The organism is Nocardioides sp. NPDC054178 (assembly GCF_055585005.1).
In genome coordinates this window covers 102,342-118,377 of record NZ_JBVJKY010000005.1, presented here as the reverse complement: position 1 = coordinate 118,377, position 16,036 = coordinate 102,342, and the positions used below count along the sequence as shown (strand labels likewise).

The 16,036-nt window shown below is 68.4% G+C and carries 12 protein-coding genes; 11 read left to right on the top strand and 1 reads right to left on the bottom strand.

Annotated elements, in window-relative coordinates:
• Positions 1-23: 23 nt before the first annotated feature.
• The gene (locus ACZ6WN_RS19065; RefSeq protein ID WP_465866757.1) at positions 24-1,130 is read right to left on the bottom strand and encodes a glycosyltransferase; all 1,107 of its coding nucleotides are present in this window, start codon (positions 1,128-1,130) and stop codon (positions 24-26) included.
• A gap of 93 nt (positions 1,131-1,223) precedes the next feature.
• Here ACZ6WN_RS19065 and ACZ6WN_RS19060 point away from each other — a divergent pair, with 93 nt between their 5' ends.
• The 11 genes from ACZ6WN_RS19060 (at position 1,224) to ACZ6WN_RS19010 (ending at position 16,008) form a co-directional block, all read left to right on the top strand.
• Positions 1,224-2,243 carry a lysylphosphatidylglycerol synthase domain-containing protein gene (locus tag ACZ6WN_RS19060; protein ID WP_465866756.1) on the top strand — a complete coding sequence of 340 codons (1,020 nt, stop codon included), beginning with the start codon at positions 1,224-1,226 and terminating at the stop codon, positions 2,241-2,243.
• Positions 2,195-3,574: a hypothetical protein gene (locus ACZ6WN_RS19055; protein ID WP_465866754.1), complete on the top strand. Its 1,380-nt coding sequence runs from the start codon at positions 2,195-2,197 to the stop codon at positions 3,572-3,574. The genes ACZ6WN_RS19060 and ACZ6WN_RS19055 overlap by 49 nt, the downstream gene beginning before the upstream one ends.
• Before the next feature lie 40 nt (positions 3,575-3,614).
• Complete coding sequence (locus ACZ6WN_RS19050) at positions 3,615-4,169, top strand: YceD family protein (protein WP_465866753.1); 555 nt, start codon at positions 3,615-3,617, stop codon at positions 4,167-4,169.
• 68 nt (positions 4,170-4,237) lie between these two features.
• Positions 4,238-4,423, top strand: coding sequence for a 50S ribosomal protein L32 (rpmF, locus tag ACZ6WN_RS19045; protein ID WP_008358292.1), 186 nt, complete (start codon positions 4,238-4,240; stop codon positions 4,421-4,423).
• A 20-nt stretch (positions 4,424-4,443) separates the two neighbouring features.
• On the top strand, positions 4,444-5,142 hold the full coding sequence (rnc, locus tag ACZ6WN_RS19040) for a ribonuclease III (RefSeq protein ID WP_465867244.1): 699 nt from the start codon (positions 4,444-4,446) through the stop codon (positions 5,140-5,142).
• 11 nt (positions 5,143-5,153) lie between these two features.
• Positions 5,154-6,023 (top strand): bifunctional DNA-formamidopyrimidine glycosylase/DNA-(apurinic or apyrimidinic site) lyase, encoded by an 870-nt coding sequence (mutM, locus tag ACZ6WN_RS19035; protein ID WP_465866751.1) that lies wholly within the window; start codon positions 5,154-5,156, stop codon positions 6,021-6,023.
• A gap of 439 nt (positions 6,024-6,462) precedes the next feature.
• Positions 6,463-7,536: a glycosyltransferase family 8 protein gene (locus ACZ6WN_RS19030; protein ID WP_465866750.1), complete on the top strand. Its 1,074-nt coding sequence runs from the start codon at positions 6,463-6,465 to the stop codon at positions 7,534-7,536.
• Positions 7,537-7,633: 97 nt separating this feature from the next.
• Positions 7,634-11,800 (top strand): glycosyltransferase, encoded by a 4,167-nt coding sequence (locus tag ACZ6WN_RS19025; protein WP_465866749.1) that lies wholly within the window; start codon positions 7,634-7,636, stop codon positions 11,798-11,800.
• A 17-nt stretch (positions 11,801-11,817) separates the two neighbouring features.
• A complete protein-coding gene (locus ACZ6WN_RS19020) occupies positions 11,818-13,926 on the top strand; it encodes an acyltransferase family protein (protein WP_465866747.1) in 2,109 nt (702 codons plus the stop codon).
• A 40-nt stretch (positions 13,927-13,966) separates the two neighbouring features.
• Positions 13,967-14,812: an FkbM family methyltransferase gene (locus ACZ6WN_RS19015; protein ID WP_465866746.1), complete on the top strand. Its 846-nt coding sequence runs from the start codon at positions 13,967-13,969 to the stop codon at positions 14,810-14,812.
• A complete protein-coding gene (locus ACZ6WN_RS19010; RefSeq protein WP_465866744.1) occupies positions 14,809-16,008 on the top strand; it encodes a glycosyltransferase family 2 protein in 1,200 nt (399 codons plus the stop codon). Before ACZ6WN_RS19015 ends, ACZ6WN_RS19010 begins: the two co-directional genes overlap by 4 nt.
• The last annotated feature ends 28 nt before the right edge of the window (positions 16,009-16,036 follow it).

Below are 16,036 nucleotides of genomic sequence, written 5' to 3'. Positions count from 1 at the left end.
GCGAGATCGGGGTCGGGGTCGGGTCAGTGGAGACATTCGAGGATGGGGGAGGCGACGGCCTGCGGCGTGTAGTGCTCCCGCGCCTGCTCGTAGGCCGCCTCGCGCAGGCGCTGGGCCTCGTCGGGGTCGTCGGCGAGCTTGGCCAGGGCCGCGGCGAGCTCCTCCGGGCTGCCCGGGGAGACGAGCAGGGCCGAGCTCTCCAGCATCCGCCGCTGGGGCGCGGTGTCGGAGGTGACGACGACCGCGCCGGCGGCGGCGCCCTGGAACGCCTTGTTGGGCACCACCCGGCGTGCCTGCGGGACGGTGCCGAATATGCCGAGGCTCACGTCGAACCCGGCGACGAAGTCGGGCAGGTCCTCGGCGTCGACCCAGTCGACCCAGGAGACGCGCGGGTTGCCGGCGGCGAGGCGCCGGGCCTCGGCGTACTGCTGGCCCTGGCCCACCATCGTCACCTCGATCCGCTCGTCGTCGGCGAGGAGGTCGAGCGCGTCGGCGATCACGGGGGCGCCGTGGGTGGGGGAGAAGAGGCCGACGAAGACGGCCTGCAGCGGTGCCTCGGTCGGCCGCGCGAGCGCCCGGGCGCCCGCGTCGAACCACTCCGTGGTGGCACCCACCGGGCACACCACCGAGTGCCGGCGTACGTCCTCGGGCAGTGCCTGCTGCTGCTCGACCGTGTCCACGATGACCACGTCGGCCCGCTTCAGCGCCAGCGCGTCGATCGCCTTCAGCAGGCGCAGCTTGAGGCCGCCGGAGCCGGCCAGCCGCCGGTTGGTGGCGACCCCGGCCGCCGAGACCATGTGGTCGAGCAGGATGGTCGAGCGGGGGTGGAGGAGGCGGGCCAGGTGCACGTCGAAGTGGCCCAGATAGCCGACCAGGACGGCGTCAGGACGCCCGTCCCGGCGCCGGCGCAGCGACTCCATGACCAGGCCGCCCCAGCAGGTCAGCAGGCGCAGCACGAGCAGCGGCAGCCGCCACGGTTGTCGCAGGATCGCCACCCTCGCGGCGGTGTCGAGACCGAGCGGCCGGTTGACCTCGGTGACCTCCGCGCCACAGGCGCGTAAGCCCTCGATGAGTACCGCGACCCGCGGATGGGAGGCCACGTCGTAGGTGCCGAAGGCGACGATGTGCATCACCTCAACGTTAGGGTCGAGGGCAAGGAGAGATCGAGCAGCACACCCCGCATCCGAGATGTCGGCACCGAAAAGTGCTGCCAGGGAGGACCTGTGGGCCGAGGCTGGACGAAGGCGGTGCCGCTCGAGGCGGTGGTCGTCGGGATCGTCGTCCTGGTGGCGGCGTACGCGGTCCACCGCAACTGGCACGCGCTCGTGCGCGGCTTCGAGGAGCTGCCCCTGTGGGTGCTCGGCGTCGCCTTCGTGCTGACCGTGCTCGCCCAGGGCGTGGCGCTGCTCATGTGGCGGGTGGTGCTCGCCGATCTCGGCGCGCCGCTGCCGCTGGTGCCCGCGGCCAGGATCTTCTACGTCAGCCAGCTGGGGAAGTACCTGCCCGGCTCGGTGTGGACGATCGTCGGGCAGATGGAGCTCGCCCGTGCCGAGCGGGTGCCGCGGCGTACGTCCCTGACCCAGGGTGTGCTCGTGCTGGCGATCGCCGTCGGTGCCGGGGTGATGGTCTCGGTGCTGCTGATGCCGTTCCTGGGGCAGGAGACGTTCGCGCGCTACTGGTGGGCGGTCCTGCTCCTGCCGCTGATCCTGGTCGCGCTGCATCCGCCGGTCTTCGCGAAGGCCGTCGACACCGTGCTGGGGATGCTGCGACGTGAGCCGCTCGAGGTGCTGCCGACCTGGCGGGGGATCGGCACGGCGCTCGCGCTGCAGAGCCTGGTCTGGCTCCTGCTGGGCCTCCAGATCTGGGTGGTCGTGGTCGGCCTGGGCGGCGACCCGCTGCCCTCGCTGCTGGCCGGCGTCGGCGGCTACGCGCTCGGGTTCAGCCTGGGCATGGCCGCGATCGGGCTCCCGGCCGGCGCCGGGCTGCGCGAGGCCGTGCTGGTGGTCGCCCTCTCCGGCGTCCTCTCGCCCGGGCGGGCGCTGCTGGTCGCCCTGCTGGCCCGGGGCATCGCCGTCCTGACCGATGTCGTCGTCGCCCTGGTCGCCGCCTTCCTGACCCGTCGCGCCGGCGACCTTCCCCCACCCGCCCCTGCCTCAGCCCTGTCAGAAGCCACCGAACCACTCGGGAGATCCCTGTGCCCACCGCACGGCCCACCGCACCGCAGCTCTGGACCGCCGGCCTGATCGCCAACCTCATCACCTGCGCCGGCGTGTGCGCCGGCTACGCGCTCTCCTCGCCGCTCTACGGCACCAAGGACGAGGTGGCCCACGTCGACCACGCCTACCAGCTCTGGCACGGCACCCTGATCAGCGTCGGCGACCCGATGCGGATGCCGCAGGTCTGGGGCTACACGCTGCCCTTCGACTGGACCGGACAGCATCCACCGCTCTTCTACCTGCTGCTCGCCCCCGTGGTCGGACCGCTCACCGACGCCGGCCACCTGCTCGCCGCCGGGATGGCCGCCCGCGGCATCTCCCTCGTGATCACCTGCCTGGTCGTGGCCGCGGTGATGTGGACGACGCGCCTGATCGTCCCCAGCCGTCCGGAGGTCTCCATCGCGGCCGGCCTCGTCACCGCGCTCAGCCCGGCGCTGACCAGGCTCGGCGGCGTCGTCTTCAACGACAACCTGTTCGTGCTGTGGGCCACCCTCCTGGTGGGGCAGACCGTCTGGCTTCTCCGTCACGGGCCCCGGACCCGCGGGCTGGTCCTCTTCGGTCTGTACGCCGCGGCCGCCCTCGGCACCCGGCTCCCCGGTGTCGTCTTCATCGGCCTGTGCGCGACGACCCTCGGCCTGGTCTGGCTCTTCGGCCCGCGCCGCGACCTGGCGGGCATCGTGCGGCTGGGGTTCGCGGTGCTCCTCGCCGTCGGCGCCAACGCGTGGTTCTACCTCCGCAACTTCCGCGCCACCGGCAGCTGGTCCGGCATGCAGACCGACCTCGTCGGCAAGCCCGGCGGCCCGCTGCACGACCGGGAGGTACGTCCCGTGCTCGACGTGGCCGCCGACCCGGACATCTGGCGCCAGCTCCTGATCCCGCCGGCGCTCCAAGAGCACGTCACCATCGGCGCGGTGCTCACCATCGCCCCGCTCGTGCTCGGCCTGGTGGTCGGCCTCCGCGCGTTCGCCCGGACGCGCCGGGAGCCCGTCCGGGTGGCGACGGCGCTGCTGCTGCTCGCCCTGACCGTGGTCATCGTCGGGATCCAGCTCAACTATGCGGCGGGTGGCGGGGGAGCGTACTGGCGCTATCTGATCCCGCTCACCGTCGTGACCAGCCTGCTCACCGCGCTCGGGCTCGCCGTCACGCCCCGCCTGGCGGGGCCGTTGGTCGGCGTCTGGGCGGCGGCCACGTACGCCGTCTTCGTCGCCCACATCGCCCCGCCGAACCCCTCCGGGGGCGACCTGGCGACGGCGCCGGTCTTCCAGCCGGCGGCCTGGGCCGCGGCGGGCGTCGCCGGGGTCGCGTGCGTGGTCGCGGTGGCGAGCGTCCTTTTGGTCGCCGTCGCCCGGTCCCGGTAAGATCTCATCTGATCTGTCGTGCCCTCTCCGGAAGTGAAACATGACTGCCCTGGACCCGAGAGCGCCGCTCGTGCTCGATACACGCGAGCTCGGCCGCCGCCCGGGGTCCGAGCGTCACGTCGAGCTGACGGCGCCGGCGCCGGCGGATCTTGGTATCGAAGTCCTCTCTGTCCCCGAGGGTTCGCCGGTCGAGTTCGACCTGCGGCTCGAGGCGGTCATGGAGGGTGTGCTGGTCACGGGGACTGCTTCTGCGGTCCTCGAGGGCGAGTGCGTGCGGTGCCTGGAGCCGATCGAGGACGAAGCCGAGGTCGACATCCAGGAGCTGTACGTCTACAACGACTCTCGTGACGGCCAGGACCCTGATGAGGACGACGAGACCAGCCGGACCGAGGGCGACCTGATCGACCTCGAGCCGGTGCTCAGGGATGCGGTGGTGCTCGCGCTGCCGTTCCAGCCGATGTGCCAGGACGACTGTCCGGGACTGTGCCCCGAGTGTGGGGCGCGGCTCGCGGACGACCCCGGGCACGACCACGGCGACAAGGTCGACCCGCGCTGGGCGGGGCTGGCTTCGTTGAAAGACGACTCCAGCAACTAAGGTAATCCAGCACAACAGGCTTCAGTAGCCGGTCGAGATCCGGCCGGTCGAATTATGAGGAGATAACAGTGGCTGTTCCGAAGCGGAAGATGTCGCGCAGCAACACCCGCCACCGCCGCTCGGCCTGGAAGGCCGTTGCGCCGACCCTGGTGACGTGCGCGAACCCCGCCTGCGGCGCCAAGCACATCCCGCACCGTGCGTGCGGCGAGTGCGGCCAGTACGGCGCTCGCGCCGAGCGTCGCCAGGTCCTCTGATCTGACACGCGGTTAGTCTCCTGACCAACTACGCCGAGCTTCGCAAAGCGCTCGGGGATCCGATTCTGGACCCCGAGCTGCTTGAGCGTTCGCTGACCCATCGGTCCTACGCCTACGAGAACGGTGGCCTGCCCACCAACGAGCGCCTGGAGTTCCTGGGCGACTCGGTGCTCGGCGTCGTGGTCACCGAGACCCTCTATCGCATCCACCCCGACCTGCCCGAGGGCAAGCTGGCCAAGTTGCGGGCGGCAGTTGTGAACGCCCGCGCCCTGGCCGAGGTCGGACAGGCCATCGGCCTCGGCCAGCACATCAAGCTGGGCCGTGGCGAGGAGGCCACCGGTGGGCGCGAGAAGGCGTCGATCGTCTCCGACACCGTCGAAGCGGTGATCGGAGCGGTCCACCTCTCCGGTGGCATCGAGGTCTCCACGGTCCTCGTCCACCGTCTCTTCGACCCGCTCATCGAGGCGGCTTCCGATCTCGGTGCCGGGCTCGACTGGAAGACCTCCCTGCAGGAGCTCGCCGCCGAGCGTGCCCTCGGTGTGCCTGAGTACGTCATCACCGACGAGGGCCCCGACCACATGAAGACCTTCACCGCGAAGGTCCGCGTCGGCGACCAGCTCTACGGCAACGGCGTCGGCCGCTCCAAGAAGGAGGCCGAGCAGGCCGCCGCGGAGACGGCCTACGGCGAGATCCAGGCCTCCGCCGCCTCGTCCGCCTGAGGGCCTGACCTGTGCCTGAGCTCCCCGAGGTCGAGGTCGTACGCGCCGGCCTCGAGCGCCACGTCCTCGGCGCCAGGATCGTCGCCGTCGAGGTCCTGCACCCCAGACCCGTACGCCGCCACCTCGCCGGTGCCTCGGCCTTCGCCGAGGAGCTGAGGGGCCGCGTCCTCATCGGCGCCCGCCGCCGCGGCAAGTATCTGTGGCTGCCGCTGGACTCGGGCGACGCCCTGATGGCCCATCTGGGCATGAGCGGCCAGATGCTCGTCCAGCCGCCCGCCTCGCCCGACGAGCGGCACCTGCGCGTCCGCCTCCGTCTCGACGGCGCCGCGGAGGGCCGCGAGCTCCGCTTCGTCGACCAGCGCATGTTCGGGGGCCTCTCGATCAGCCCCGGGGGAGCCGACCTCCCGCCCGAGATCGCCCACATCGCCCCCGACCCGCTCGAGGCCGCCTTCGATGAGGAGGCGGTCGTCCGGCGGATCCGGCGATCGTCCAGTGGCATCAAGCGCATCCTGCTCAACCAGACGGTGATCAGCGGCGTCGGCAACATCTACGCCGACGAGGCTCTGTGGCGCGCGAAGCTGCACGGCGAGCGGCCGGGGGACCGGCTGACCGGCCCGAAGGTGCGCGAGCTGCTCGGCCACGTACGCGACGTGATGACCGAGGCCCTGGGCCAGGGCGGCACCTCCTTCGACGCGCTCTACGTCAACGTCAACGGCGAGTCCGGCTACTTCGATCGGTCCCTGGCTGCGTACGGACGTGAGGGCGAGGCCTGCGACCGGTGTGGTTCGCCGATGCGCAGGATCGCCTTCATGAACCGCTCCTCCTACTTCTGTCCCACCTGCCAGCCGGCCCCTCGAGTCAGGCGAATCCAGGCGACGTAGCCCATCTGGGCTATGCCTCGGGGCCCCTTCGGGTCATCCGAATATTGCGGGCCGATGACAGTTCCCACGATTCTCAGCGTTGGTTAAGAAATCCGGATTCGGGTGGGTTAATCTCTTTGCCGTTCGTCCTGGGAGCAGCGCGCTGCACCTGCCGGGGGGCAGACGACATACCGCTGTGTTCGGGCCGGCGGTCCAGCCGGGTGGCGACGTGGTCACCCGGATCTCGGGAAAGACAAACCACGGCCCACCCCTACCGGCACAGGCGTGAACCACCACTCCCTGCCCTCGGTTGGTCAACAGCTCGACAGGACAACAGGTGGCTCCCCACAAGCTCGCCGTATCCGATCAAGCGCCCACGAAGCGCTCGCAGGATCTGGACTTACCGCAACCCCGTGTAGCCGACGCTCAGGCCGAGCGGACCCGAACCATCCCGGTCGCGATGGCGGCAGATCTCAACTACGCCAAGCCGATGTCGGTGACGATCACGTCACTGCTGGAGAACGCAGGGACCGACACCAGGTACGACCTCAAGATCCTCGTGGCCGAGGACTACCCCGCGGACGTACGCGACCAGATCCTCAGCTTCGAGACTCGCTATCCGGGCAACACGATCACGTTCGTCGTCGTCGACGACTTCGCCGACGTCAAGGTCAGCACCTCGCACCTGACGGCGCCTGCGTACTTCCGGCTCAAGCTGCCCGACCTCTTCCCGGACGTCGACAAGATCATCTACCTCGACGTCGACACGGTCGTCGAGAGCGATCTGTGGGCGCTCTACGAGCAGGACGTGCACGACGTCTACGTCGCCGCGGTGCCGGCTGCCGTCTACCACCTGCGCTCGACGGAGGCCGCCCAGGCGATGGGCCTGCCGTCCTTCCACCGCTACATCAACTCCGGCGTCATGGTGATGAACCTGGAGAAGATGCGTGAGCACGGCCTGGTCGAGGAGTTCCTGGAGCTCTCCGCCAAGGAGTTCGACTCCGATGACCAGGACATCATCAACATCGTCTGCTACGACGGCATCCGCCATCTGCCGCTCCGGTTCAACCTGATGACGAAGTACGGCCCCAAGAACGTCGAGGAGTTCTGGAGCAGGCCGGCCGTTCAGCGGGTCTGGTCCCGAGACGAGTACGACGAGGCGATGAGCTCGCCGGTCATCATCCACTTCGCCGACAAGCGCAAGCCGTGGATGGATGTCTCTGCCGACTTCGCCGACCGATGGTGGCAGTACGCGGCGATGAGCCCGATGTGCGCCGAGATCGTGGCCACCTATCTCGCCGACGCGGTCGCCGCGGCGGCCGGGACCGCCTCGGCCGTACGCACGCGGCTGAGGAGCCGGGTCGTCACCCTCGAGCAGGAGCTCCAGGGCCGTGATCAGGAGCTCGCCGACACCCGCGGCTCGGTCTCCTTCAGGATCGGGTCCCTGATGACGTCCGGACCCCGCGTCATCCGCAACTCGCTCAAGCGAGATGTCCGCCCTCCACAGCAGCGGGCCCGCGTCATCGAGAAGTAGCCCGATGCTGCGGCGGCTCATGCGCCGGTTCGATCGGAACCAGACCAACCGCGGGTCCGCCCGCACTGTCGTCACCCCAGAAACACAAGGAGGAACCATGCCTGTCGGTATGGGCGAGCAGCCGACCAACAAGCTCGGGCTGCGTCATCGGATGGTGCGCGTCGCAGAGGTGGACGGCGAGCACAAGCTGGTGCTGTTCGGTCGTCCGACCAACGGCGGTCCTGTCGTGTCCCGCTACACCCGGCTGCTCGACCAGCAGACGCGGCTGCAGACGAAGGTGGAACGCCTGCGTGGCCGGCTGGGGGAGACTCTCGCGGACGACCTGGCCCTCGATCGGCCCTACTACGTGAACCCCGACAGCGAGGAGCGGCTCGGCATCGACGAGATGGTCGCCACCCTGGCCGAGCACGACGTGATCTCCTTCGACATCTTCGACACCGCCCTTCACCGAACCGTCGAGCGTCCCAACGACGTCTTTCGGATCATGGGTTCCCGGCTGGGCATCGACAGGTTCGCGCGCATCCGCAAGAACGCCGAAGGTCACGCGCGGATGGAGAAGGGCCGCCTCCACGGCACGCGGGAGGTCACCCTCCGGGAGATCTACGCGGTGATGGAGCAGCGCTACGGCGCATCCCCGGCATGGGAGGAGATGGAGCAAGCCCTCGAGGTCGAGGTCTCCCGCGCGAACCCGTACATCAAGGCGGTCTTCGACCGGCTCGTCGCGATGGACAAGACCATCGTGTTCATGTCCGACATGTACCTCCCGCGGGACGTCCTGGAACAGATGCTCGTACGCAACGGATACACCGGCTACGAGAAGGTCTACGTCTCCAACGAGTATCTGCGCCGCAAGGGCGACGGGACCCTGCAACAGGTGCTCATCGACAACTACGGCAGCGAGATGTCGATCGTGCACGTCGGCGACGTATACGACGCGGACGTCGAGAAGTCCGTGAAGGCCGGGCTCGCGGCGGTCTACAACCCCGACCAGCACCAGCTCGTGCGGGAGCCGGACATGGGCAACCTCGCCGGGAGCTTCTACGGTGCGCTGGTCGACAACACTCTCGCCGCTGGTACCTGGACCGAGGGTCTCCACTACACGCACGGCTACCGCGTCGGCGGGATCCTCGCCCTGGGCTTCTGTGAGTTCATCGAGCAGGTCGTCCGCGAGAAGTCGGTGGACAAGGTCCTGTTCTGCGGTCGTGACTGCGACGTCCTCTCCCGGGTCTACGAGCGTGACTACGGCAGCGTGGACAGCGCCTACATCGACATCTCGCGCTACGCCGTCTCCGGGATCACGCTGGACCTGAACTTCGACGACTACATCGGCCGATCCTTCTTCCGCTGGTTCGGCGAGTCGCGCAACTCCAAGACCATCGAGCAGCTCATGTGCGACACCGGGTTCGACTACCTGGTGCCCTACCTGGAACAGGCAGACATCGAACGGTTCCTGTTCCCGGCCAGCGCCAACCGCCGGAAGCTCGAGCAGTTCTTCTGGGACCACAAGGCGGTCATCGAGGAGCACAACCGCACGAGTGCGGAGGCGGCCAAGCGCTACTTCGAGAACGCTGTCGGCGATGCTCAGCGCGTGCTGATCGTCGACATCGGCTGGAGCGGCACGTGCCTGACCGCATTGCGGCACTTCTTCCGTACGGCGATGGCCGATCGCTCGCTGGAGGTGTTCGGCGCACTGATGTGCACGAGCCGCTCCGAGCAGCTCACCGACGCCGTCGCGGACGGGTTCATCAGCCCCTATGTCTACTCGCCGTTCGCGAACATGGACCTGACCCGGTTCATGATGCCGGGTGGCCGGAACGCGGTTCGCCGCACCGACCTCCTCCACCACCCGCTGGAATATCTCTTCACCGAGGTGGCGTCCAGCGTCGTCGGCTACGGCTTCGACGAGGACGGCAACCCGATCGCGCTGCGCGGCAACAACGCGCCCCGCAATGTCGAACAGATCTCTGAGATGCAGCGCGGCATCGAGGACTTCGTGACCGCCTACCGCGACTACTCCGGTGCTCACGCCGACATCCGGCCGGTCTCACCGTACGTCGCGTTCAATCCGCTTCGGGCCGCGATCGAGAACGAGGCGTACCTGTACGAGGTCTACAAGGACTTCATCTACGACGCCACACCGGCGCTGTTCGGCGAGGAGACACACACGGAGCGTTTCGGCGATCTCTTCTCCCTCCCCGGCGCGACGACGTCGAACCCACTGGCGATCCGAGCCGCTGGGGAAGCCGGAGCGCTGGAGCCGGCAGCGTCCGCCACACCGCGCCGCATCGTCTTCATCTCGCCGGAGATGATCTATGCCGGTGCGCCACGCAGCCTCCTCCGGATGTGCAAGGTGGCAGCGGCCCGGGGCTTCGAGCCGGTCGTCTGGACGGCGAAGCCCGGCCCGTTCGCGAAGGAGTTCGAGGCATACGGCTTCCGGGTCGAGGTCGTCCGTACGAACCCCGCTCGACCGAACAAGGTGTTCAACCGCCTTCCCGATGGCGTCGAGCTGGTGGTGTGCAACACCGTCGTCACCGACGACTACGTCCGCGCACTCGAAGGTAGGGTCCCGGTCGTCTGGTACGTGCGTGAGGCCTCGAACCTCCCGGACTTCTTCAGGTCGAACCCGGAACGTCGCGAGACCCTGCGGCACAGCAAGAGCGTGTGCGTCGTCAGCGAGTACGCCGCGGCCGCCGTCGCCAAGTACGCCGAGGGCCCCATCGAGGTCGTTCACAACAGCGTCGAGGATGTCGCCGATCTCGCCGGCCCCTACGAGTTCGAGGCCGGCGGCAAGCACAGGTTCATCCAGCTCGGCACCATCGAGCATCGCAAGGGCTACGACCTGTTCGTGGCGGCGTACAAGTCGCTTCCTGCGGCCTATCGCGAGCGGGCCGAGCTGCACTTCGCCGGTGGATTCATCAACAGTGGTTCGAGCTTCAGCTCGTACCTGTTCGGCCAGATCGAGGGCGAGGAGGGAATCCACTTCCACGGACTCGTCGCCGACGAGCGCCGCAAGATCGAGCTGCTCTCGCGGATGGACACGGTGGTGGTCGCGTCGCGCGACGAGTCGTTCTCGTTGGTGGCACTCGAGGGTGCCATGCTCTCGAAGCCCCTGATCGTGACCGAGAACGTCGGCGCGAAGTACGTGGTCGATGACGACAACGGTCTGGTGATCGAGTCGGGCAGCGTCGAGGCGCTCCGCGACGCCTTCATCGCCATGATGGACAAGGACGAGCAGAGCGTCCGCGCCATGGGTGCGGCGTCGCGCCGCTCGTACGACGAGCGCGCGAGCATGGACGTGTATCACCGCGACCTGGGAGCGATGTTCAACCGCAGGATCGAGGCCGGCGTCGGCAGCAGGCGACGTGACTGGACGAGGCCGGAGGCGCCCTCGAAGCAGTCCAAGGCGGTGGCCAGGATGCGCCGCCCGCGGGTGATCGTCTCGCTGACCTCCATCCCGACGCGCACCGAGATGCTGGGCCGCTGCATCGACTCGCTGCTGCAGCAGACGATGCCGGCCGACCAGGTGGTGCTCTGGCTCTCGACTCAGAACTTTCCCCGCAAGGACGAAGATCTGCCCCGGGATCTGCTGGCCAGGGTCAGCGACCAGTTCCGCATCACCTGGGTCGACGGCGACATCGCGCCCCACAAGAAGTACTTCTACGCGATTCAGGAGTATCCCGACGACCTCGTCATCACCGTCGACGACGACGTCATCTACAGCGAGAACCTGATCGAGAGTCTCTACAAGGGACATCTGGAGAACCCCCACGCCGTCATCAGCGAGCGCGCCAATCTCGTCATGTTCCGTCCCGACGGGAGCCTGCGCGAGTACGACGGCTGGATCTACAACTGCCAGTTCCTGCGCGGAACGCCGTCCTACCAGCTGTTGCCGACCGGCATCGCGGGCGTGCTGTACCCGCCTGGTGCCCTGCCCGAGGCTGCCTTCGACCTCGATGCGATCCAGAGCACGTCCTTGCGTGCGGACGACTTGTGGCTCAAGGTCATGGCGACCCTGAACGGCTATCCGGTGTGGATGCCGCGCAAGGAGGTCGGCTACGAGACGATCGAGGAAGTGCAGTCGGTGGGGCTGTGGCGAGCGAACAGCTTCCAAGGCGGCAACGATGCGGCGCTCAACCGTGTTCTCGACCATGTCCAGGACTCCCTGGGCGTTTCCCGGGATGCCTTGCTGCAGCGCATCCGAGGCGTCGCCGAGGACGGTCGGATGATCGGCCCGGACGACATCGACACGGCGCCGCTGATCTAGCGGGACCGTACACAGTCATGTCTTCGTTCAGACGGCTCGATATCCAGGGGCTGCGCGCACTGGCCGTTGGTCTTGTCATCGCCGGTCACGCCGGAGTGCCGGGTATCCCCGGCGGATTCATCGGAGTCGATGTCTTCTTCGTGATCTCGGGGTTCCTGATCATGGGTCTGCTCGTGCGCGAGATCGATCGCGACGGTCGGGTCAGCATCTCCAGGTTCTATGTCCGGCGCGCGCTCAGGATCCTCCCGGCCGCGACGGTGACCATGGTCTCGGTCTTGGTGGCCAGCGCGCTCCTGCTTCCGGAACACCGGACCGAGTCGATCGCCGGCGACTCGGTGTGGTCGGCCGCGTTCATGGCGAATGTCCACTTCGCGCTGGATGCGGTCGACTACTTCAACACCGAGGCGCCATCACCGCTCCAGCACTACTGGTCGCTGTCGGTGGAGGAGCAGTTCTACCTCGTGTGGCCACTGGTGGTGCTGGCCGCCGCCCTGCTGGTGCGGAGATCGGCCAAGGCGTCGGCCGACACCGTGATCGCCGCGATGGCGGCGACTGTTGTCGTCGTGTCGCTCGGTTGGTCGATCCACGCCACAGCCATCAGCCCCGCGACGTCGTACTTCTCGACCTTCGCCCGTGCCCACGAGCTCGCTCTGGGCGCGCTCCTCGCCTGCCTGTTCAGGCGATACGGGCCATGGGATCGACGTGTCGGTGCGGTCCTCGGTGTCCTGGGCGCCTGCGCGTTGGTGTTCGCCGCTGCCACCTTCAGCGAGCATCTTCGGTTCCCGGGCGCGCTGGCTCTGGTGCCGGTGCTCGGAACCGTCGCCCTGTTGGCCGCGGGTCCGGATACCCCGACCGGCAAGATCCTCTCCGTCGCGCCGCTGAGGTACCTCGGAGATCTCTCCTACTCCCTGTACCTGTGGCACTGGCCGGTGCTCATCCTGGCGCCCGAGGTCCTGCCCGGCGGCGGTTGGCAGGTCGCGCTGGCCGAGATCGCTGCCGTGCTCGTGCTCTCGACGGCGAGCTACCACTGGATCGAGCAGCCGTTCCAGCAGCGACGACTCCCGGTCTTCCGGGGTGGACCCCGCACGCTGGTTCTGTGGCCGGCGGCCCTGGTGATCGCGCTGGTCGCGGGCCTCGGTGCCCAGGCGTACGCCGGGGTTCGTGCCGACCAACGTGCTGATGCGGCCGAGGCATGGTTCCAGAGCAATGGCCAGATGGCCGGGATCGATGAGCGAGCCCCTCTCGAGACGCAGATCCGCTCGGCGCTGAGGCTGGCGGACCAGGGTGCGCCCGTCCCCGCGGGAATGGCGATCGATCCCGAGGACGTCTGGGAGAAGCAGGGGTACGGATGCGCAGCCGCCACGGGTGAACGGTCCATCCCGCGGGCCGAGCACCGCAGTTCGTGTGCTTACGGCGACACCGCTAGCTCCCGGATCGTTGCTGTCGTCGGTGACTCGCACGTCGGCATGTGGCTACCTGTCCTGGACAGGATCGCCGCTGAAGAGGGCGTACGCCTGGTCGCCTTCATCAAGTACTCCTGCGGGCCCTACGACGTCGCGGTGGATACCGATCGCTTCTCCGACGAGGAGTGTGAGGACTTCCGTCGATGGACGATCCGACGACTGGCATCGATCCGCCCCGAGACCATCATCGTCGGGGCGCGCTCCGGCTTGAGGCCGCGCTCCGGCGACAGCAGGTCCTTGGACGAACAGTGGGAGGCCGGTGTGGCCCGATCCATCGACCGGCTGACGTCCATCTCGCCGGATGTGAGGATCCTTGCCGACATCCCCGACCGCGGCTCCAATCCGGCGGACTGCCTGGGAGAGGCCGATGCCCTGAGCGATTGCGTGACGAACGCTGCGAGCGAGGCGACTCGACGGAACGCGCTGGTGCGCCGTGCGATCAAGGGATCCGAGGCAACATTCGTGGCCACGGTCGACCTTGTCTGTGCCCGACGCTGCCCCTTGGTGGTCGGCGACAGGGCCGTCTACCAGGACGCGGGACACGTCTCTGCCACCTGGGCCCGATTCGTGCACGACGACTTCGCCGCCCGTCTCGGAAGTCTTGCAACGAAGTCCGGCGACGCCGTTCCCGGTCCGGACGAAGCGAATGCGGATGCGCCATGACCGGACTCCGCCCTAATCTGGCGCTGCGAAGGTGATCACGATGACTGACAGCACGACATCCCCGGCCCACCTGACCACGATCGAGGTCGGGGGACGTAGCTACGCGGTCTGCGTTCCCTACGCCGAGACCGACTACATCCAGTCGAACCTGGTGCGCACCGGTCGCCCCTACGAGGAGCAGATGCTCGAGGCGATGGTGACGGCGCTCGAGCCCGGAGATCTCGTCGTCGACGTCGGGGCGAACATCGGCAACCACACGCTGTACCTGGCGGTGGTCGGCGGGCTCCGCGTCGTCGCGTACGAGCCGAACCCCGAGCTGGTCGCGGGGATCAGGGCCAGCGTCGAGGCGAACGACCTCGGCGAGCGTGTCGTCGTCCGTGACGTCGGCGTGCACTCGAAGTCTGCGCGCGGCACGATGGCGGACCTGGACGCGGCGAACCTGGGCGCGCAGTCGGTCGCGGTCGCCGAGGAGGGCGACTTCGCGGTCGTCGCACTCGATGACGAGCAGTTTCCGGCCCGCGTGGCGGCGCTCAAGATCGACGTCGAAGGGGCCGAGATCGACGTGCTGGAGGGCGCAGCTGCACTCATCGACAGGGACCGGCCGCTCGTGTACGTCGAGTGCGGAACGCTGGCGGGATACCAGAAGGTCTCCCCATGGATGATCCGGATGGGCTACGCCCAGACGGGCACCTTCAACCTCACTCCGACCCATGCCTTCCGTCCGGCCACGGGAACGCCGGAGGAGGCAGAGGTGGTGACGGCGCTGGTGGCGGCGACCGAGGAGATCTACAGCCTCAACTCGTTGAAGCGGTCGCTCCGCGACCGGATCGGCGAGTACGAGAAGCGGCTGGGTGGGACTTCTCCCGCGGGGGACGGTGCGCCGTGAGCGACTGGCGCCAGCTGACCGAAGCCGGAGCCCGTCGGGCGCGAGGGCTGCTGCGTGGCAGGCCGACGCTCAGTGTGGTCGTGCCGGTCTACAACGTGGCGGAGTACGTCGAGAAGAGCCTGCGCAGCATCCTGGACCAGCCGCGGAGCGAGATCGCGAAGCTCGAGGTGATCGTCGTCGACGACGGCTCGACCGACGGGTCGGCGCAGATCCTGCGGCGCCTCGCCGCTGAGGAAGCCTGCGTCACCGTCATCACCCAGCCGAACTCGGGGGTGTCGACCGCGCGTCACACCGGGATCGATGCGGCGACCGGAGAGCTGCTGACGTTCGTCGATCCCGACGACACGCTTCCGCACGACGCCTGGTCGGCGATGGTGCGGTCGCTGCGGCGTACGGGCTCGGACTTCGCGGTCGGCGCGGCCGAGCGGGTCAGCGTCGAGAGCGGGGTGGAGCGCAGGTTCATGACACCGCTGATGCGCCGCAACCACGCGGAGGAGCGGCTCAGGTGCCGGATCGAGGACGCGCCGTTGATGCTTGCCGACATCTTCGTGTGGAACAAGATCTTCCGCCGCTCGTTCTGGACCGAGAACGCGATCGCCTTCCCCGAGCGCACCCGCTACCAGGACCAGGTCGCGCTCACGCAGGTGTTCCTCGCCGCGGACTCCTTCGACGTCATGACGGAGATCGTCTACGACTGGCAGGTCCGCGCCGACCGGTCCTCGGCGACGCAGCGGCGGGCGCAGATCGCGAACCTCGTCGAGCGGATCGACACCAAGCGCCAGACCGTCGAGCTCGTCCGCGCGGCCGGCTCGGCCAGGCTCATGGAGACCCTGCTCGTCGAGGTGCTGCCGATCGACATGTGGGAGCACTTCCGCGCGGCCGTTCACCCCGACACCGAGGAGCCGAGCCGCTACTGGCAGCTGCTGCGCGCCGCCGTCCTCGAGTTCTGGTACGACGCGGGGGTGCCGTTCGAGCACACGACGGTTCCGCGTGCTCAACGGCTGATGGCGTGGCTGGTCGCCCAGGACCGGGCCGAGGACCTCGTCGCGCTGATCGCGATGATCGACAGGTACGGACCCCGGGCGGCCTTTCGGCAGCATCCGTGGCGCAACGATCCGGCGCTGCCGCCGGATCTGGGCAACATCGAGAAAGTCGGTGGGAGTGCCCTGCTGACGCGGCAACCAATGCGTGGATAGGCTCGGCCCCGTGCGAGAACGTTTCCGG